The following is a 17,696-nucleotide window of genomic DNA, read 5'->3' on the forward strand; positions in this document are numbered from 1 at the left end:
GCGTAACGTTGGCGAGGGTTCAGTATTTGAGGCCAGCCCGGGCAAAATTCAAGGCCGCGATGACGGCCGCGGCCGCCCCGTCTAGAGTGTAGGCCCACCACCGAGAGTCGATATCACGAGGAGTACAGGTATGAGATTCAGTTACCAGATTGGCATGAGCGAGGCCGATCACTACGTCCCCCTGGCCAAGGCCGCCGAGGCCGCCGGGTTCGATGGCCTGACCATTCCCGACAGCATCTGCTACCCCAGGGATGCCAGCTCCAAGTACCCCTACAACAAGGACGGCAGCCGGGAGTTCCTGGAAAGCGTGCCCTTTATCGAGAGCCTGATCGCGGTGGCCCACGTGGCCGCGGTCACCGAAAAAATCCGCTTTGCCACCTTCGTCTACAAGCTGGCGGTGCGCCAGGCGGCGGTGGTGGCCAAGCAGGTGCAGAGCATCCAGGCGCTGTCGAACAACCGCTTCGATTTCGGTATCGGTATCAGCCCCTGGGAGGAGGACTTCGCGGTCTGCGGGGTGCCCTGGGAAAAGCGCGGCAAGCGTTTTGACGAGCAGATCGAGATTCTGCGCGGCCTGGAAACGGGCGAATTCTTCGGCTATGACGGCGAGCTGATCCAGATGCCGGCCAACAAGATGTGTCCCGCGCCCACGGCGCCCACGCCGCTGTTGATCGGCGGTCACACCGAGCCCGCGCTGAAGCGCGCCGCCCGCACTGGCGACGGCTGGATGTGCGCGGGCGCCGGGCTGGAGGACCTGCGCGCCTACATCGGCCGTCTTGGCGAGCTGCGCGAGGAGTACGGCACCGCCGACCGCCCCTTCCGCATCTATACCACCGGCCAGGACGCCTTTAGCCGGGAGGGCATCGAGCAGCTGGAGGCGATTGGCGTCACCGATGTGATCATCGGCTTCCGCAATGTCTACGAGATGGAACCCGACAAGCCGCTGAACGAGAAAATCGACATGCTCAACTGGTACGCCGGGGAGTTCATCCAGGGCCGCTAGTCGTCGCACGCCATGTAGGGTCGAATTCATTCGACCACGGCCGCATGCGGCCGATCGAATCCGTCCCTGCAAGGGGTGAATATACCCCTGTAGGGTCGAATTCATTCGACCAAAAAACGGCGCAATAACAATAAATGGCCCCCTACAGGGGCGATCCCGGAAAATCGAGGCCAGGGTCTCGCCCCGGCGGGCGCAGGGCACCGGTATCCAGCCCCGCGGCGCCTGTCATATACTGCGCGTGATTGAGACGTGAGAACACAACCGTGGCCGGATTTCGCCTGACCAAAGCCTACACCATGCCCAAGCAGGACCTGCGCGAGGCCGCCGAGGATTTCGCGCGGCAGCTGGAGCGCGAGCACGGCGTGCGCTCGCGGTGGCAGGGCGATACCGTGCAGATCAAGGGCGCCGGGGTGGACGGGCGGCTGTCGATCGAGGACGGCGTGGTCGACGTGTCGGTGAGCCTGGGCCTGCTGGCCTCCGCCTTCAAGGGCATGCTCAAGGCTGAGGTGCAGCGCTACCTCGACGAGCACGTCAGCTGACGCCGGCCAGCGGTTAAACCGGCGCTATCATCGCGGTTTGTCCAGGCGCCCGTGCCACTGAGCGCCGCGCCTTCCGGTCAGATAAGGGTGACCCCGGCCAGCGGGTCGCCACCCCCGATCAAATCTGTGAATTCCTCCGCCAGGGCCTGGCTGCGCGCCACGCACTGCTCCCAGTACCGCACCCGCTCCTCGTGTGCCAGCCGCGTGAAGTCGCCGCGGTCGGGGATCTTGCCCCGTGGCAGGTCGGCCACGAAGTCGGCGCTGGGGCACAGCAGCACCAGGTGGTCCACGGTCTGGCGCCGTAGCGGGCGGGTGCGCCAGGGCAGGAATTTGTCGAACCAGCCGGGGGTGATGCCCGGGCGGAAGTGGGGGTAGAGGATCAGCCCGTCGCCGCGGTACTGGGCGAGGTCGAAGTGGTAGTCGATGATGCCCCCGTCCCAGTACTGGCCCGGGGGCGCGCCGGCGATGTCGCGCTCGCCGCGCAGCACGAAGGGGATGGCGCCGCTGGCGTGCAGAGCGGCCCCCAGGTTGCGCTCGGTGAGCGGCGCGTAACAGGTCTGGAAGTCCGCTAGCGACAGGCCCGGTAAGTGCCCCGCGCCGCTGTGGAACACCACCCGCTGGAAAGCCAGGCGCAGCAGGCGCCGGTCGACGGTATTGCCGAGGGCGGCGGCGCCCATGGCGGTGGCCAGAACCGGCCCGGAGCGCGCGCCCGCCGCGCCGCGGCCCCGGGCGGTCACGATATGGCTGTGGATGCGCGGGTTGGCGACCACTTCGGCAGCGCCGCGGGGGCCGAGGGTTTCACCGAGGATGCGGGCGCTGGCGGCACTCACTTCGGCCGGGCCGGGCGGGGTGGCGTAGTGCTGGTAAAGGTAGCCGCGCTCCAGCCGGGCGATCGCGGCGGCGGGGTCGGCCACGCCCAGGCAGGCGTTGCGCCAGGCGCCGATCGACGAGCCGAGGGTGGACAGCGGCGCCTCGCTGCGCTGCAGGAAATCCCCGAACAGCACCCGGTCCAGCTGGCTGAGCACGAACCACTTCGGCCCGCCGGAGGCGCCGAGCAGGAGGCTGAACAGGGATGGCTCCCAGCCCTCGGCGGCGATGCGCGCGGCGGCGGTGCGGCCCATGTACACCGACAGGGCGCGCCCGGTCGCGCCGGATTCAGCCACCACCGCGCACCTCCCGCGGCGAGCGGCCGGTCCAGCCCTGGTAGGCGCGGCGGAAATTGGAGGGGTCGTTGAAGCCCACCAGGTAGGCGATGGTCGCCAAAGGCAGGCGGGTGTTCTGCAGGTAGCGGGTGGCGTGCTCGGCGCGCACTTTGTCCAGCAGTTGCTGGAAGGAGAGGCCCTCCTGCTCCAGGCGGCGGCGGTAGGTGCGAGGGCTGAAATTCAGCATCTTGGCGATCTGCGGCATCTGCGGGTACTGGCCCTCCAGCTTGCGCAGCAGCCGCAGGGTCTGCTCCGCCACCGAATCCTCTTCCTCGAGGTCCGCCAGCAAGCGCGCGCACTCCTCTTCGTACAGCGCGCGCAGGGCCGGGTTGGACGAGGGCAGGGGCGTATCCAGCAGCGTCTCGTCGAAGGAAATGCGGCCGCGCACGGCGTCGAAGTGCACGTCGTCGCCGAATACCCGGTTGTATTCGGCGGCGTAGCCCGGGGCGGCGTAGGGGACCTCGATGCGCATGCGCAGGTCCGGCATGTTCAGCAGGCCGCGCAGGGTGTTGAGCGTGGCCGCGTACATCAGTTCGTAGGCGAAGGAGATGGGGTTTTCCTCGGGGGTGCTCACCGTGGTCAGGATGAAGCGCCCGTCGCGGACCTCGAACTCCAGGTACAGGGCCGGCGACAGCAGGTGATAGTACTTCAGGAACAGATCCATCACCTGGCGCAGGTCGCGGCAGGTCATGAAGGCCTGGCCCAGCACCGCATGGGCCGACAGGTTCAGGCGCAGGCCGAGGTGCAGGCCCAGGGCGGCGTCGCCGGTCAGTTCGAAGGCATTGGCCACCAGCCGGGCGAAATCCTCCTCGTTGACCCGGGCGCCGATGCCGTGGATGCCGGTGCTGGCCAGGCTGGTGCCGGCCAGCAGGCGTTCGCGCGAATGACCCTGCTCCTCGACCATGTCGATCAGGATCAGGATGTACTGGGCGGGTGTGGAGGTCTTCGGCATGGCGCTATTTGGCCACAAATGACCATATAATGACAAGACTTCACCTTGTTGACCCGGCGGGTATCTCCCATAGTGGAATTCGGCTTGTCTAACAACCCTAAATAGGAGCTCAGCCATGCACGTGCAATGGGAAGCGGAAACGCCGCGCAAGATCCAGAAATTTGCCGGGGCGGATTACCCCAGCGACAACCCCGACCTGGAGGAGCTGCTGACCGCCGGCGACGTCGATCACATCGCGGAAATTTTCCAGACGCCCCTGACCGGGTCCTACAACTGGGACTACAAGGTGCAGGACGATCGCATCAAGAAGCTCTATGACCTGGGCAAGCAGCTGAACTGGGACCCGGAAATGGACATCGACTGGAATCGCCCCTGGCCGGAAGAGGAGCGGATGCCGGAGCTGTTCAACCTGCACACCTATCAGCCCTACCTGGACCTGGACGAGGCGGGCCGCAAGGAATTCTGGCTGCACATGAACGCCTGGAGCCTGTCCCAGTTCCTGCACGGCGAGCAGGGCGCGCTACTGGTGGCCTCGCAGCTGTGCTCCTGCGCCCCGACCCTGAACGCCAAGCTCTACGCGGGCTCGCAGACCTTTGACGAGGCCCGCCACGTCGAGGTGTTCAACAAGTACCTGCAAAAGCGCATCGGGCTGATGTACCCGATCAACACCCACCTCAAGAGCATCATCGACAAGATCCTCACCGATGCCCGCTGGGACATGAAATTCATCGGCATGCAGATCGTGATCGAGGGCCTGGCCCTGTCGGCCTTCAACACCACCCGCGAAACCACGCCGGACCCGGTGCTCAAGGACGTGGTCTACCTGGTGACCCGCGACGAGGCCCGCCACGTGACGTTCGGCGTCAACTACCTGGAGGAGTTCGTCAAGACCCTCAGCGAGGAGGAGCGCGAGGAGCGCGCCCAGTTCGCCTACGAGGCCTGCGTGGTGAGCCGCGAGCGGCTGGTGGCCACCGACGTGTTCCGCCACTTCGGCTGGGACGTGGAAGCGACCCGCAAGCAGGTGTTGGAGGGCTTTGTCATGTCCACCTTCCGCAACCTGTTGTTCCAGCGGGTGATCCCCAACCTCAAGCGCATCGGCCTGCTGACCGACCGCATCCGGCCCAAGTTCGAGGAGCTGGGTATCCTGGAGTTCGAGAACCTCGCCACCGACGGCGACATCGACTGGGCGACCCTGGAGCGCCCCCTGGATACCGAGGAAGCCCAGAGCTACGAGCAGAGCATGATGGAGGACTTCCACCAGCTGAAAGAGGCCGAGACGCGCGAGGCGAGCTGAGCATGGGCGAGGTCGAATGAATTCGACCCTACAGGGGGCGAGGATTCCCCTCTTGTAGGGCGGAATTCATTCCGCCGGCTCGGAGGTCGATGAGATGGTCTCCTCCCCTCTCCAACGGCGTCGCGATGCGCCAAGATAAGGATGTACGTCCTATCTGCACGGGATGAGGAGGAGACCATGAACAAGACTACGGTAATTGGGCTGGATTTGGCAAAGCACAGTTTTGAGGTCGAATGAATTCGACCCTACAGGGAGGGGGTTTTTCCAAGTTTCAGGCACAAAAAAGCCGGCGTGAGCCGGCTTTTTTGTGGAAAGCGGAAGGCTTACGCCGCCAGGGCCTTGACCCGGGCGTTCAGGCGGCTCTTGTGGCGAGCGGCCTTGTTCTTGTGGATGATGCCTTTGTCGGCCATGCGGTCGATGACCGGAACGGCAGCAGCGTAGGCCGCCTTGGCCTGCTCCACGTCGCCGGTGCTAACCGCGGCGGCGACTTTCTTGATCTGGGTACGCACCAGGGAGCGCAGGCTGGCGTTGTGGCTGCGGCGCTTCTCGGCCTGGCGGGCGCGTTTGCGGGCTTGTGGTGAATTGGCCACGTTGTCTGTCCTCTCGGGGGTCGAAATTCAAAGAGGCGCGATTATTCACATTCAGGTGGCACTTGTCAACACCACGGCGAAGCCCGCGGCGGATGCCCGCGGCGGATGCCCACGGCAAATGCCTGCGATGGGGCTGTCCCTTCAGCCGCCCCCGCCCCGCCACCAGTGCCAGATCGACAGGCCCCAGGCCGCCGTGAACAGGATCAGGGCAACCAGTACCGCGGCGGAGCCCAGGTCCTTGGCCTGGCCCGAGAGAGGGTCGTGCTCCGGGCCGATGCGGTCGATGGCGGACTCGATGGCGGTATTGAGGATCTCGGCGAGAATGACCAGGGCGCAGGTGACCAGCAGGGCCAGCTGGTGGCCGATGTCCGCGGTTACCACAAAGGCCAGTGGCACAAAGGCCAGCGCCAGGGATACCTCGATGCGAAAGGCCTCTTCGGAGCGCCAGGCGGCGCGCAGGCCGGACCAGGAGTGCCCGGTGGCGGCGACCAGGCGCGCCAGGCCGCGCTTGCCCGGCTTGCTCATCGCCGGTGGGTGGCCGCCGGGGAAGCGGGTGACGTTGCTTTTTTGCCTATCGGATTGTGACACGTCGTCCCTCCTGGCCGGTGGCGGGCGCCGGCAGGTCCAGCGGGCGCCAGCAAAAGGCGTTCCCGGCGTGAATCCCGCAGGGTAGCTGGGGTATACTAATGGCCATTAGTCTAGCCCGTTTGGTGAGAGCCGCTATCATGCCCGAACCCGTCGCCTCTGTCGTCCCCGATCCAGGTTCCACCGCGGAGCGCATTCTGGATGCGGCGGAGGATTTGTTCGCCGAGCGCGGTTACAGCGCCACTTCCCTGGGTGACGTGGCGGACAGGGTGGGCATTCGCTCCCCCAGTCTCTACAATCATTTCCGTAACAAGGAGGCCCTGTACACGGCGGTAATGGAGCGCCTGCTGGACGACTTCAGCGGCCCCATTGCGGAGTTGCGCAGTGGGCCAATCACCCATGACCGGGTGCTGCTGTGGCTGGAGACGATTGTCCGCAAGCACCACGCCAACCCCAATCTCGCCCGCCTGTTGCAGCATGCGGCGCTGTCCGGCGGCCCGGGGACCAGCGAGCTGGTCGATCGCTTCTTTCGGCCCATGTTCGACAGCGAGCACCCGATCGAGGACGAGCCGCGGCCGTTGTTGGGGGATGCCGGTTTGCAGCCCTGGGCGGTGATGGCCTTCAATAACCTGGTGATGTCCTACGTCACCATGGCCCCCATGTACCGCGACCTGCTGGGCCAGGACCCCTTCAGCCAGTCGGCGCTGGACAAGCAGCTCAAGCTGGTTACCACCCTGTTGCAGGCGGTCTTCGATTTTCGGACGCCGGGCGAGCGCGCCGGCGACTCCTGAGACAAAAACTTAACGCGGGCCGCTTACACTGGCCCCGGCAATTAACTGGAACCATCGATGTTATTAACCGACGCAGTACAGATATGGCGCGCCCCCGGCGGCGACTACCACATTGAGTGGGACGCCAGCGCGCCCGACACCCGTGTTCTCATCGAGGCGGTGGCCGCCAGCGCCCCGGTCGAGGCGCATTACGCCGAGCCGCCGCAATACCGCGCCCGGGTCAGCGGGCTGCCACCCGCGCGCCGCCACTACTTCCGGCTTCGCGACCAGCATGGCAACGAGGTGCTGGCCCCGGAGCGGCGCCTGGGGCTGGAAGGTTCGCCCAACTTCCGCGATTTTGGCGGCTACGCCACCGCCGACGGGCGCCGGGTTCAGTGGGGCTACCTGTTCCGCTCCGGTCACCTGGCCAGGCTGACGGATCCCGACCTGGAGCTGCTGGCCAGCCTGGGTCTCGACATGGTGTTTGACTTCCGCCAGGAGGCTGAGCAGCAGCACGAACCCTCCCGCCTGCCCGCGGCCAATCCGCCGCGGGTGCACAGCCTGCCGATCCTGCCGGGCAACAACTCCGGTTTCCTGCAGCAGCTCGACGGGCCGATACCCGGGCCCGAGGTGATGTTCGAGTTCATGGTCACGGTCAATCGCGAGCTGGCCAACGAGGAGGCCGGTGTCTACCGGCGAATGTTCGCCGAGATCCTGGCGCGCGACGACGCCCGCTATCTGGTGCATTGCGCCGCGGGCAAGGACCGCACCGGCTTTGCCGCCGCGCTGATGCTGCTGGCCCTGGGCGTGCCGGAGCAGGTGGTGATTCGCGATTACCTGTTGAGCAGCCGCTTCTACAATGCCGAGGCCGAGGTGGAGCGGGCCCGCGTCAAATACGGCATGAACGATTCGGACAGCGCGGCCATCATGCCCATGCTGCGGGTCGACGAGGCCTATTTACGGGCGGCTCTGGATAGCATTGACGAACGCTATCCCGACATCGAGAGCTATCTGGAAGAGGTGATGGGTGTGGGGGCGCCGGAGCGCGCCGAACTGCGCCGGCGCTACCTGGAGCCCTGAGGCCGGCGGCGGGTCGGCACCGCGCGGGGGCGGTGCCGGCAGGCGGTATCAGGCGGCGTCGCAGGCTTCCTTGGCGGCCTTGATCTGCTTCTTCTCGCAGTTTTCCGCGCTGGCCTCTCCCACGCACCACTTGCGGCGCTTGTCCCAGGCGGTCAGCGGCATTTGCTTGCCGTTGGAGCATTTCACCGTGTATTCGGCGAAGGGGGTGCCGTCGGCGGTTTCGCTATTGCCCTTGAACACGATGCTGGTGGGTTTGGCTGCGAAGCTGCCCGCGGAGACGATCAGCAGGGTGGCGGCCGCGGCGGTTTTGATCAGGTTCATGGTCTACCTCTATATGCGCTATGGACTGGTGAGGGTTGCTCGGGCGCAATGGCCCGCAATATGTGGCCATAGTGTAGGGCAGATACGGCGCGTGTAACGTTACGGATTTGTAAGGTAGGTGGGTGCTTTGGTAACGGCCGTTGATGTACTTGCGCGAACCGAAGGCAAGTTATTGATAACTAAAAAATAATTCTTGCCGCGGTCGGGTGCGGGCAAGGGTATTACAGTTCTGTAATGCCGGACGCGGTAACAACCGCGCCCGGTGGCGAGGCCACTCAGGCGAGGGCGATGAACACGCAGCCCACCAGGGCCACCAGCAGGGCCTGGCCCGCCTTGTCCAGGCGGAACAGCCCGTACAGGTAGGAGAGCGGCGGCAGCAGGGTGGTGCACAGCCCCCAGGCGTAGTCCTCTTTCCAGGATGCGATCAACAGCAGTATCCAGCTGGTCAACAGGGCGGCAACCCCGAAAGTCATTAAAGCGGCAGAGCCAGCGTCCATGTGTCCTCCAAGGATATTATGTCAGGCCGGCGCAAGATTAGCAGAAAGCCCTTGTGCCGGTCACCCGTGCCGGACCTATTCAACTTCGGCCAGTGCGGGCGCGCCCTGATGACTCGCCCCGGGAATTTGGGTATGGTGTCCCGCTTTCCAGGCCCCGAGAGAACCCCGCTTGACCGACACTTTCGCCGACACCTTCGCCGACATCCGACCCTATCGCGATGAGGAAGTGCCCGCGGTGCTGTCCCGTCTGCTGGGCGACCCCGAGCTGCTGGACGCCCTGGCCAAGTTGCGTTTGGGGCGCCTGGCGCGGCTGGCGCCGGGCCTGTGTCGGCCGCTGGTGCGGGCCTACCTGTGGCGCGAGCTGCGCGGGGTGCACGATGTGCACGGCATGCAGATGGTGATCAAGGCCTACATGGATCGCATGATCGGGGACACCACCGGCGGTTTCAGTGTGTCCGGCCTGGAACAGCTCGACCCCTCCCGGCCCTACCTGTTTATGAGCAATCACCGCGACATCGCCATGGACCCGGCCTTCACCAACTACGCCCTGCACCTGGGCGGCCACGACACGGTGCGCATCGCCATCGGCGACAACCTGCTGACCAAGCCCTGGGTGTCGGACCTGATGCGCCTCAATAAAAGCTTTATCGTCAAGCGCTCGGTGAGCGGGCCGCGGGAGCTACTGGCCGCCTCGCGCCAGCTGTCGGCCTATATTCGCCACAGCCTGCTGCAGGAGGGGGCGCCGGTATGGATCGCCCAGCGCGAAGGGCGCGCCAAGAACGGCGTCGACCGCACCGAGCCCGCGGTGGTCAAGATGCTGGCGATGAGCCGCGACAAACAGGCGCAGAGCCTGGCGGATTTCATTCGCGAACTGGGCATCGTGCCGGTGGCCATCTCCTATGAACTCGACCCCTGCGACGCACTGAAGGCCAATGAGCTCCACCAGTTGGCGACCACCGGCCGCTACGAAAAGGCGGAGCAGGAGGACGTGTCCTCGATCGCGCGCGGTATCGCCGGGGCCAAGGGCCGGGTGCACGTGTCTTTCGGCACGCCTTTGGATGGCGACTACCAGGACGCGGACGAGGTGGCCGCGGCGGTCGACGAACAGGTGGTCGCCCTGTACTGCCTGCACCCCTCCAATCTCTACGCCTACCGCATGCTGAACGGCGAGGATACGGCGCTGCCGGACGATATCCACCAGGAACAGGGCGACTGCTCGCGGGCGGCGTTCGAGGCGCGTATCCAGGCCATGCCCGAGGCCCACCGGCCGTACGCCCTGGGCATCTACGCCAACGCCGTGACCAGCAAGCTGGCCCTGCTCGAGGACCGGCGCGGCTCGTGCTGAGCGAGGAACTCAAGGACCGCATCCGCGCCGCCTACGCCGCGGTGATCGAGGGCAAGTCCCTCAGTCCGCGCTGGGGACAGCGGCAGATGATCGCCGAGATCGCCAACGCCCTGGCGCGCATTCCCGGCCCTGGCGAGGCGCCCCCGGCGGAGCCGGCGGTGTGCGTGATCGAGGCCGGCACCGGCACCGGCAAGACCATCGCCTACGCGGTTACCGCGATCCCCATGGCCCAGGCCCTGGGCAAGCGCCTGGTGGTGGCCACCGCCACGGTGGCGCTGCAGGAACAGTTCGTAAACAAGGACCTGCCCGACATCAAGCGCCACAGCGGCCTGGACTTCAGTTACGCCCTGGCCAAGGGCCGGCGGCGCTATGTCTGCCTGTCCAAGCTGGATCGCCAGCTGGCCCAGGGGCAGGGGGAGAGCGGCGTACTGCCGCTGTACCCGGACGAGTTCGAGCTGCCCCAGTCGGCGGAGGCCCTGCCGATCTATACCGCGATGCTCGACGCCCTCGGGCGCGGCGAGTGGGACGGCGATCGCGACAATTGGCCCGGCGCGGTGCCCGAGGTGGTCTGGTTCGGCGCCACCACCGACCACAGCCAGTGCAGCGGTCGCCGCTGCCCCAATATCGCCCAGTGCAGTTTCTACCGCGCCCGCGAGGAACTCACCCACGCCGACGTGATCGTCGCCAATCACGACCTGGTGCTGGCCGACCTCGCCCTGGGCGGCGGCGCGATCCTGCCAGAGCCCGAGAATTGCATCTACGTCTTCGACGAGGGCCACCACCTGCCGGACAAGGCCCTGTCCCATTTCGCCAGTTTCTGCCGCCTCCACACCACCATCGCCTGGCTGCAGGACAGCGGCAAGTCGCTGGCCCAGGGCGCCGCGACCCTGGGTGCCCTGGAGGGTATCCGGCACTGCCTGAAACAGCTGCCGGAGCAGCTGGAGTCCAGCGCCGAGAGCCTGAAGGTGGCGGAGCAGGTGGTGGCGGGGCTGTTTGAGGGGCATGAGGCCCGGGACGGGCGCGACGAGGTCCGCCTGCGCTTTGAGCACGGCCTGGTGCCCGAGTCCCTGATCCCGGTGGCCGGCGGCCTGGCGGGGCAGTTTCGATCGCTGGCGAGCAACCTGTCGCGCATCGAGTCCGCCCTGGAGGACGCGCTGGAGGACGAGCACGCGGGGGTGGACAAGGGCGAGCTGGAAACCTGGCACCTCAGCATCGGCGGCATGCTGGGCCGGGCCGAGTCCACCCTGGCCCTGTGGGAAGCCTACGCGGTCAGCGGCGAGGGCGAACAGCCGCCGATGGCGCGCTGGATCACCCTGCTCGACGGCGGCGGCGGGCACGGTTTCGAATTGCGCTGCAGCCCGATCCTGGCGGCGGACCTGTTGAACGATTACCTCTGGCCCCGGGCGGCGGGGGTGATTGTCACCTCCGCCACCATTACCGCGCTCAACTCCTTCGAGCGCTTCATCCTGCATTCCGGCGTGTCCCGCGAGGCCCGCTTCAAGGCGGTGGCCAGCCCCTTCGACTACAGCCGCGCGGTGTTTGCGGTGCCGAAGATGGACTGCGATCCGGGGGATGCCGAGCGCCATACCGCGGCCATGATCGAGCTGTTGCCCCGGGTGCTGGACCCCGGGCAGGCCAGCCTGGTGCTGTTTTCCTCCCGCCGGCAGATGCTCGAGGTCTTCGCGGGGCTTGACGATACCTGGCGCGAGCGCACCCTGGTGCAGGGCGACGCCAGCAAGCAGGAGGTCCTGCGCCGCCACCGGGAGCGGGTGGACAGCGGGCGGGGCAGCGTGATTTTCGGCCTCGCCAGTTTCGCCGAGGGGGTCGACCTGCCGGGGCGCTACTGCGACCATGTGGTGATCGCCAAGATTCCCTTCGCGGTGCCCGACAGTCCCATCGAGGCCTCCCTGGCCGAGTGGATCGAGGACCGTGGCGGCAATGCCTTCATGGAAATCAGCGTGCCCGACGCGGCCCTGCGGCTGGTGCAGGCCAGTGGTCGCCTGCTGCGCTCGGAGAGTGACAGCGGCCGAGTCACGCTGATGGACCGCCGCATCCTGACGCGGCGCTACGGGCGCGCCATCCTGGACAGCCTGCCCCCCTTTCGCCGCGAACTGCAGTGAGGCAACGGTATGCGCACCGAGGTCGCCGAGGTATTGATCGACATTGAGGCCCAGCTCCGGCAGCTGGGCCTGTGGGACCGGATTCCGCCTTCCAGCGAGGCCCTGGCCAGTACCGAACCCTTTTGTGTCGACACCCTGACCCTGCCCCAGTGGCTGCAGTTCGTGTTCCTGCCCACCCTCTACCAACTGCTGGAGGAGGAGCAGCCGCTGCCCGGGCGCTGCGCGATCACGCCACTGGCGCAGGAGTATTTCCGCGGTGCCGGACTGCACATCGACGGCCTGATGGCGGCCTTGCAACGGGTCGACGACCTGCTATCGGGGGAGTGATCCCGGTTTTCCGCGGCGCCCGGCTGGCGCCATCGCGCGCCGCGGTTTATTGACCCAGTTGCGCCGCGGCGTGCGCGGCGAAGCCCGAGCCCGCCTGGGCGTAAAGGTTGAAGGCCGAGATGCCGGCGCTTTCCAGCTCCTCGGCCTCCTCGCTGAAACGCACCACCGCGGCGATACGCCCCTGGTAGCCGAGGTCCCCGAGCAGCTTGCCGACCAGCTTGTTCTCCTCGTGGTTGGTAAGCGCCAACATGATCAGTTCCACCCCGTCCAGGTCGATGCGCTGCCAGAAATCCGGGTCGGAGGCGTCGGCGGCCACCACGCGCCGGCGCGCCCGCTGGTGCTGGGCCAGCTTGCGGTCGTTGTCGTCCACGCCCAGTACCGCCTCGCCGAAGCGCTCCGCCATGGCCTCGTAGGCGCCGGTGCCGATATTGCCCATGCCCAGCACGATGACCCGCACATCGCGCGTGTCGGGGTAGGCGGCTCGCACCACCTCGGTTTCGAAGCCCTGCAGCTGCCTGTGCCAGCGCCGGTACAGCACATGCGCCATACGGTTCAGCGGCGAGGCGATGATGAAGCTGATGGCGATGGCCAGGGAGATGGCCGCGGACCACTGCGCGTCCATCCATCCGGCGCTGGCGGCGATGGCCACCACGATCAGCCCGAATTCGCTGTAGTTGGTCAGCGGCAGGGATGCCAGCAGGGCGGTGCGGGGCGGGGTGTGCAGGCGTGTCATCAGCAGGAAGTAGAGCGGCGGCTTGACCAGCGCCAGCACGCCCAGCACCGCCGCCAGCAGGATCATCTCCCGCTGGGGCCAGCCCTCCAGGCCGATGGACAGGAAGAAGCACACCAGGAACAGGTCCTTGAACTGCAGCAGGTTGCGCGACAACTCCTTGGCCTTCTGGTGGCCCGCCAGCACCGCGCCGATGATCAGCGCGCCCAGGTCCCCCTTGATGCCGGTGGCCTCGAACAGGCCGGCGCCCCCCAGGGCCAGGGTCAGCCCGAACAGGGTGAACAGCTCGCCGTGGCCGCTGAGCGTCAGCAGGCGCAGGATAAGCCCGCGCAGTGGCAACAGCAGCAGTAACAGCAGGGCCTCGGGTCCCGGTACCTTGCCGGCGGAGAAGCCGAGGAAGATCACCGCCGCCAGGTCCTGGATGATCAGGATGCCAATCGCCAGCCGGGCGTGGCGGGAGGCCATCTCGCCGCGCTCCTGCATCACCTGGATCACGAATACGGTGCTGGAGAAGGTCAGGGCGAAGGCGCCCACCAGGCCCGCGGTGAAGTCGATGGTCAGCCCGGGTATCAAAGCATCGGCCAGGTAGAACACGCCGAGGAAAAACAGCTGCATGGCCGCCATGTGGGCCACGGTGGTGCCCCAGATGTGGGTGCGCAGGAGGTCTCGGGGATTCAATTTGAGGCCGATGGTGAACAGCAGCAGGGTAATGCCGATCTCCGACAGGGTGGCGAGAATGCCGCCCCCGCCGATGTCCAGTTCATGCAACAGGAAGCCGGCGGCGAGGTAGCCGATCAGGGCCGGAAGCCCGGCCGCCCGGCTTGCCATGCCACAGGCCAGGGCGATGACGATGATCAGGGGGTCCAACATAGAGTGCGTCGTTTACTGTGCGAAAGGCGGCATTATACCCGCGCCACGATAAATGATTGTGGCAGTCCGGCCGCCGCGGTTCACGGGAGGGGCAATTAGATGCTTGGTTGGTGGCGCAGGGCCCACAGCACCCGGGCGCTCAGCGCGATGACCAGCGCGTCGACGGCGCCGCGCAGGACGTTGGCGGTGGTCCAGGTGGCTTCTGTCCACGGCGGCGATGTCCACGGGGCATTGCCTGACAGTGCCAGCCAGAGCATGGCCGCCGGCAACGCGATGGCGACAAAGAGGGTGAAGCGCGACTGCCCGAACAGGCCCAGGCCGATCAGCAGGTAGGCCGCGCCGACCAGGGCGGTGAGCAGGTGCGCCGCGTCGAGCTCGCCGAGCCACAGGCCCGCGATTTGCCACAGGCCGCTGGCGGTGATCAACAGCGCGGCGAGTTGGCGCATCAGGTAGGTGTACCGGGTCGGCATGGTGTCTCCACGAAATTTCCGCGAATGTAGCACAGCGCCCCGGTCGGGGGAAAAGCGTTTACGGCGCCGGCCCGGCTCGCTCCGGCGCGCCATTGGGTCTAGTTTTCCCGGGCGAGCAGCGCGCGGGCGGCGCGTGAGGCTGGCTCCCGACCCAGCGCGCGGGAGATCCGCGCGCCGGCGCGCACCAGGGCGTCCAGGTCCAGCCCGCAGTCGATGCCCAGGCCCTGCAGCATGTACACCACATCCTCGGTGGCCACGTTGCCGGTGGCGCCGCGGGCGTAGGGACAGCCGCCGAGGCCGGCCACCGAGGCGTCCACGGTGGCGATGCCGTGCTGCAGGGCCACCAGGATATTGGCCAGGGCCTGGCCGTAGGTGTCGTGGCAGTGCACCGCCAGTTGTTCGGCGCGGTAGCTCGCCAGCAGGGTGTCCAGCAGCCGCGCCATGCTGCCCGCGGTGCCGGTGCCGATGGTGTCGCCGAGGGAAACCTCGTAGCAGCCCATATCGAGCAGGGCGCCGGTGACCTTTGCGACCTGCTCGGGCGGGATGTCGCCGTCGTAGGGGCAGCCCAGCACGCAGGAGACATAGCCGCGCACCGGCAGGCCCGCTTCGCGGGCGGCCGTCGCCACTGGCGCGAAGCGCTCCAGGCTCTCGGCCACCGAGCAGTTGATGTTCTTTTGCGAGAACCCCTCGGAGGCGGCGGCGAACACCGCTATTTCGTCGGCGCCGGCGGCCAGGGCGCGCTCGAAACCCTTGAGGTTGGGGGTGAGGGCGACGTAGCGCACGCCGGGCCGGCGGGTGAGCGCGGCGAATACCGCCTCGCTGTCCGCCATCTGCGGCACCCACTTGGGGTTCACGAAGCTGCCGGCCTCGATCACCGTGTGCCCCGCCGCCGCCAAGTCGTCGATCAGTCGCACTTTGTCCGCCAGGGCGATGGTGGCCTTTTCGTTCTGCAGTCCGTCGCGGGGGCCCACCTCCACCAGGGTGACTGTGTCCGGCAGTGTCATTCAGGCCTCCTCATCGGGGGTGAAACGCAGCAGTTCGGCGCCGCCATCGACCAGCTCACCGGGCTGGAACAGGAAGCTGTCCACGGTGCCCGCCGCCGGGGCGCGGATGGTGTGCTCCATTTTCATCGCCTCCATCACCAGCAGGGGCTGGTCCGCTGCCACCGCGGCGCCCGCCTCCACCAACAGGGTGACCACGGTGCCGTTCATCGGCGCGTTGAGGCCGCCGGCCGCGCCCGAGGCATCCAGCTCCCCGGTGTCGGGCCGCACCTCGCTGAACTGCACCGCGCCGGCCGGCAGGTAGAGGGTGAAGCCCTCGTCGGTGGCGGCGAGCGTACCGCGCTGGCGGTGGCCGGCGAGTTCAAAGCGCAGGCAGTCGCCCTCCAGCTCGCCCTGGACCACGGTGTCGTGACCGTTGACCCGGATGCGGTAGCCCTGGCCCAGCCATTCGGCGACCGCCGGGAAGTCCTGTCCGTGGCAGTGCAGCACCAGGTGCTGGGCGTGGGGCTCGTTCAGGCGCCAGCCGTTGTGCGACTGCCAGGGCGTCCAGGGGTCCAGGCAGTTGCGGCTGGCGGCCTGTTGCTGGCGGTACAGCAGCAGGGACAGCGCGGCCAGGGTCAAATCGAGCTGCAGGTCCTGTTCGCGCTGGTGGAAGATCAGCTCGCCGTGGCGGGTGATGAAACCGGTGTCCAGCTCGGCCTCGCGGAAGGGTCGGCAGGTCGCCAGGTTGTACAGGAAGTCCAGGTTGGTGACCGTGCCGCCGATGCGGTAGTCGCTGAGCGCGCTCGCCAGGCGCTGCAGGGCGCGCTCGCGGGTTTCGTCCCACACGATGAGCTTGGCGATCATCGGATCGTAGAACACGCTGATCTCGTCGCCCTGGCGCACCCCGGTGTCCACGCGCACGAACTCCGATTCCTCCGGCGGGCGCAAAAAGCCCAGGGTGCCGGTGGCGGGCAGGAAGTCGTTGGCCGCGTCCTCGGCGTAGACCCGCGCCTCGAAGGCGTGGCCGTGGAGGCGAATCTCGTCCTGGGCCAGGGGCAGGGGCGCGTCGCTGGCCACCAGCAACTGCCATTCCACCAGGTCCTGGCCGGTGATCATCTCGGTGACCGGGTGCTCGACCTGCAGGCGGGTGTTCATCTCCATGAAGTAGAAGCTGCCGTCCTCGTCGAGCAGGAACTCCACGGTGCCGGCGCCGCTGTAGCCGATGGCCCGCGCCGCCTGGATCGCGGTTTCGCCCATGTCGCGGCGCAGCTGGGCGGTCATCCCGGGGGCCGGAGCTTCCTCGATCACCTTCTGGTGGCGGCGCTGCACCGAGCAGTCGCGCTCGGCCAGGTACACCGCGTTGCCGTGGTTGTCGCAAAAGACCTGCACCTCCACGTGGCGGGGTTTGGTCAGGTACTTCTCCACCAGCATGGTGTCGTCGCCGAAGCTGGCGCTGGATTCGCGTTTGGCGGCGGCCAGCGCCTCGTCGAACTCGTCCGCGGCCCACACCTGGCGCATGCCCTTGCCGCCGCCGCCGGCGGTGGCCTTGAGCAGGACCGGGTAGCCCATGTCGTCGGCGGCTTTTTTCAGCAGCGCGGGGTCCTGGTCCTCGCCGTGGTAGCCGGGCACCAGTGGTACCTGGGCTTGTTCCATGATCTGCTTGGCGGCGGACTTGGAGCCCATGGCCTCGATGGCGGCCACCGGCGGCCCGACAAAGGTCACACCGGCCTCGCTGCAGGCGCGGGCAAAGGCGGCGTTCTCCGACAGGAAGCCATAGCCGGGGTGAATCGCCTCGGCGCCGGTGGCGCGGGCGGCCTCGATGATCCTGTCGATGACCAGGTAGGACTCCCGGGCGGGGGACGGCCCGATATGGACCGCCTCGTCGGCCAGCTCAACGTGGAGCGCGTCGCGGTCGGCGTCGGAGTACACCGCCACCGTGGCGATGCCGAGCCGGCGGGCGGTTTTGATGACGCGGCAGGCGATTTCGCCGCGGTTGGCAATTAGCAGCTTGCTGAACATGG

General features: G+C 67.2%; 18 protein-coding genes. 8 read left to right on the top strand and 10 right to left on the bottom strand.

Translation table 11 applies throughout. The features are described from left to right. Nucleotides 1–130: 130 nt before the first annotated feature. Together JYP50_RS16870 and JYP50_RS16875 are read left to right on the top strand one after the other, a co-directional pair. Nucleotides 131–1,000, top strand: coding sequence for a TIGR03619 family F420-dependent LLM class oxidoreductase (locus JYP50_RS16870; RefSeq protein WP_206561730.1), 870 nt, complete (start codon nt 131–133; stop codon nt 998–1,000). Nucleotides 1,001–1,263: 263 nt separating this feature from the next. After that, nucleotides 1,264–1,539 carry a polyhydroxyalkanoic acid system family protein gene (locus tag JYP50_RS16875; RefSeq protein WP_347136831.1) on the top strand — a complete coding sequence of 92 codons (276 nt, stop codon included), beginning with the start codon at nt 1,264–1,266 and terminating at the stop codon, nt 1,537–1,539. A gap of 77 nt (nt 1,540–1,616) precedes the next feature. Here the strand turns inward: JYP50_RS16875 and JYP50_RS16880 are convergent, their stop codons facing one another. Together JYP50_RS16880 and JYP50_RS16885 are read right to left on the bottom strand one after the other, a co-directional pair. Beyond that, nucleotides 1,617–2,702, bottom strand: coding sequence for a patatin-like phospholipase family protein (locus JYP50_RS16880; protein WP_347136832.1), 1,086 nt, complete (start codon nt 2,700–2,702; stop codon nt 1,617–1,619). Beyond that, entirely contained in the window at nt 2,695–3,693 is a 999-nt protein-coding gene (locus tag JYP50_RS16885; RefSeq protein WP_206561731.1) for an AraC family transcriptional regulator, read from the bottom strand. The genes JYP50_RS16880 and JYP50_RS16885 overlap by 8 nt, the downstream gene beginning before the upstream one ends. Nucleotides 3,694–3,808: 115 nt before the next feature. On the opposite strand from JYP50_RS16885, the gene JYP50_RS16890 reads away from it, so the two are divergent. Next, nucleotides 3,809–4,987 carry a ferritin-like domain-containing protein gene (locus tag JYP50_RS16890; protein ID WP_206561732.1) on the top strand — a complete coding sequence of 393 codons (1,179 nt, stop codon included), beginning with the start codon at nt 3,809–3,811 and terminating at the stop codon, nt 4,985–4,987. Between the two features lie 323 nt (nt 4,988–5,310). Here the strand turns inward: JYP50_RS16890 and rpsT are convergent, their stop codons facing one another. After that, nucleotides 5,311–5,577, bottom strand: coding sequence for a 30S ribosomal protein S20 (rpsT, locus tag JYP50_RS16895; protein WP_206561733.1), 267 nt, complete (start codon nt 5,575–5,577; stop codon nt 5,311–5,313). 141 nt (nt 5,578–5,718) lie between these two features. Next, on the bottom strand, nt 5,719–6,165 hold the full coding sequence (locus JYP50_RS16900) for a diacylglycerol kinase (protein WP_347136834.1): 447 nt from the start codon (nt 6,163–6,165) through the stop codon (nt 5,719–5,721). 137 nt (nt 6,166–6,302) lie between these two features. Between JYP50_RS16900 and JYP50_RS16905 the strand changes: the two genes are divergently transcribed. Both JYP50_RS16905 and JYP50_RS16910 read left to right on the top strand, forming a co-directional pair. Next, entirely contained in the window at nt 6,303–6,953 is a 651-nt protein-coding gene (locus JYP50_RS16905) for a TetR/AcrR family transcriptional regulator (protein WP_206561734.1), read from the top strand. A 57-nt stretch (nt 6,954–7,010) separates the two neighbouring features. Continuing rightward, nucleotides 7,011–8,012, top strand: a complete 1,002-nt coding sequence (locus JYP50_RS16910; protein WP_206561735.1) for a tyrosine-protein phosphatase — start codon at nt 7,011–7,013, stop codon at nt 8,010–8,012. Nucleotides 8,013–8,060: 48 nt separating this feature from the next. Here JYP50_RS16910 and JYP50_RS16915 read toward each other — a convergent pair whose 3' ends face one another. Then, nucleotides 8,061–8,333, bottom strand: coding sequence for a hypothetical protein (locus JYP50_RS16915; RefSeq protein WP_206561736.1), 273 nt, complete (start codon nt 8,331–8,333; stop codon nt 8,061–8,063). A gap of 275 nt (nt 8,334–8,608) precedes the next feature. After that, nucleotides 8,609–8,830 (bottom strand): hypothetical protein, encoded by a 222-nt coding sequence (locus JYP50_RS16920; protein ID WP_206561737.1) that lies wholly within the window; start codon nt 8,828–8,830, stop codon nt 8,609–8,611. 169 nt (nt 8,831–8,999) lie between these two features. On the opposite strand from JYP50_RS16920, the gene JYP50_RS16925 reads away from it, so the two are divergent. From JYP50_RS16925 to JYP50_RS16935, 3 genes are read left to right on the top strand one after another with little or no spacing between them, the layout of a single operon-like run. After that, entirely contained in the window at nt 9,000–10,175 is a 1,176-nt protein-coding gene (locus JYP50_RS16925; RefSeq protein ID WP_206561738.1) for a 1-acyl-sn-glycerol-3-phosphate acyltransferase, read from the top strand. Next, the gene (gene dinG, locus JYP50_RS16930) at nt 10,169–12,295 is read left to right on the top strand and encodes an ATP-dependent DNA helicase DinG (protein ID WP_206561739.1); all 2,127 of its coding nucleotides are present in this window, start codon (nt 10,169–10,171) and stop codon (nt 12,293–12,295) included. Before JYP50_RS16925 ends, dinG begins: the two co-directional genes overlap by 7 nt. 9 nt (nt 12,296–12,304) lie before the next feature. Then, the gene (locus JYP50_RS16935) at nt 12,305–12,622 is read left to right on the top strand and encodes a YqcC family protein (RefSeq protein ID WP_206561740.1); all 318 of its coding nucleotides are present in this window, start codon (nt 12,305–12,307) and stop codon (nt 12,620–12,622) included. A gap of 46 nt (nt 12,623–12,668) precedes the next feature. Here JYP50_RS16935 and JYP50_RS16940 read toward each other — a convergent pair whose 3' ends face one another. The 4 genes from JYP50_RS16940 to JYP50_RS16955 all read right to left on the bottom strand — a co-directional run bounded on the left by JYP50_RS16940 (nt 12,669) and on the right by JYP50_RS16955 (nt 17,694). Next, nucleotides 12,669–14,222 carry a cation:proton antiporter gene (locus tag JYP50_RS16940; protein WP_206561741.1) on the bottom strand — a complete coding sequence of 518 codons (1,554 nt, stop codon included), beginning with the start codon at nt 14,220–14,222 and terminating at the stop codon, nt 12,669–12,671. Between the two features lie 95 nt (nt 14,223–14,317). After that, on the bottom strand, nt 14,318–14,692 hold the full coding sequence (locus JYP50_RS16945; RefSeq protein WP_206561742.1) for a hypothetical protein: 375 nt from the start codon (nt 14,690–14,692) through the stop codon (nt 14,318–14,320). A 98-nt stretch (nt 14,693–14,790) separates the two neighbouring features. Further along, complete coding sequence (locus JYP50_RS16950; protein WP_206561743.1) at nt 14,791–15,696, bottom strand: hydroxymethylglutaryl-CoA lyase; 906 nt, start codon at nt 15,694–15,696, stop codon at nt 14,791–14,793. Beyond that, nucleotides 15,697–17,694, bottom strand: a complete 1,998-nt coding sequence (locus JYP50_RS16955; RefSeq protein WP_206561744.1) for an acetyl/propionyl/methylcrotonyl-CoA carboxylase subunit alpha — start codon at nt 17,692–17,694, stop codon at nt 15,697–15,699. Between the last annotated feature and the right edge of the window lie 2 nt (nt 17,695–17,696).

Origin of the sequence: Parahaliea mediterranea (assembly GCF_017255185.1) — a bacterium.
Lineage (GTDB): Bacteria > Pseudomonadota > Gammaproteobacteria > Pseudomonadales > Halieaceae > JAFKCZ01.

Excerpts from the sequence above, each read along its gene's own strand:
- JYP50_RS16870 (WP_206561730.1), top strand. The coding sequence starts at position 131 with ATGAGATTCAGTTACCAGATTGGCATGAGCGAGGCCGATCACTACGTC.
- JYP50_RS16885 (WP_206561731.1), bottom strand. The coding sequence starts at position 3,693 with ATGCCGAAGACCTCCACACCCGCCCAGTACATCCTGATCCTGATCGAC.
- JYP50_RS16890 (WP_206561732.1), top strand. The coding sequence starts at position 3,809 with ATGCACGTGCAATGGGAAGCGGAAACGCCGCGCAAGATCCAGAAATTT.
- JYP50_RS16905 (WP_206561734.1), top strand. The coding sequence starts at position 6,303 with ATGCCCGAACCCGTCGCCTCTGTCGTCCCCGATCCAGGTTCCACCGCG.
- JYP50_RS16910 (WP_206561735.1), top strand. The coding sequence starts at position 7,011 with ATGTTATTAACCGACGCAGTACAGATATGGCGCGCCCCCGGCGGCGAC.
- JYP50_RS16915 (WP_206561736.1), bottom strand. The coding sequence starts at position 8,333 with ATGAACCTGATCAAAACCGCCGCGGCCGCCACCCTGCTGATCGTCTCC.
- JYP50_RS16920 (WP_206561737.1), bottom strand. The coding sequence starts at position 8,830 with ATGGACGCTGGCTCTGCCGCTTTAATGACTTTCGGGGTTGCCGCCCTG.
- JYP50_RS16935 (WP_206561740.1), top strand. The coding sequence starts at position 12,305 with ATGCGCACCGAGGTCGCCGAGGTATTGATCGACATTGAGGCCCAGCTC.
- JYP50_RS16940 (WP_206561741.1), bottom strand. The coding sequence starts at position 14,222 with ATGTTGGACCCCCTGATCATCGTCATCGCCCTGGCCTGTGGCATGGCA.
- JYP50_RS16945 (WP_206561742.1), bottom strand. The coding sequence starts at position 14,692 with ATGCCGACCCGGTACACCTACCTGATGCGCCAACTCGCCGCGCTGTTG.
- JYP50_RS16950 (WP_206561743.1), bottom strand. The coding sequence starts at position 15,696 with ATGACACTGCCGGACACAGTCACCCTGGTGGAGGTGGGCCCCCGCGAC.
- JYP50_RS16955 (WP_206561744.1), bottom strand. The coding sequence starts at position 17,694 with ATGTTCAGCAAGCTGCTAATTGCCAACCGCGGCGAAATCGCCTGCCGC.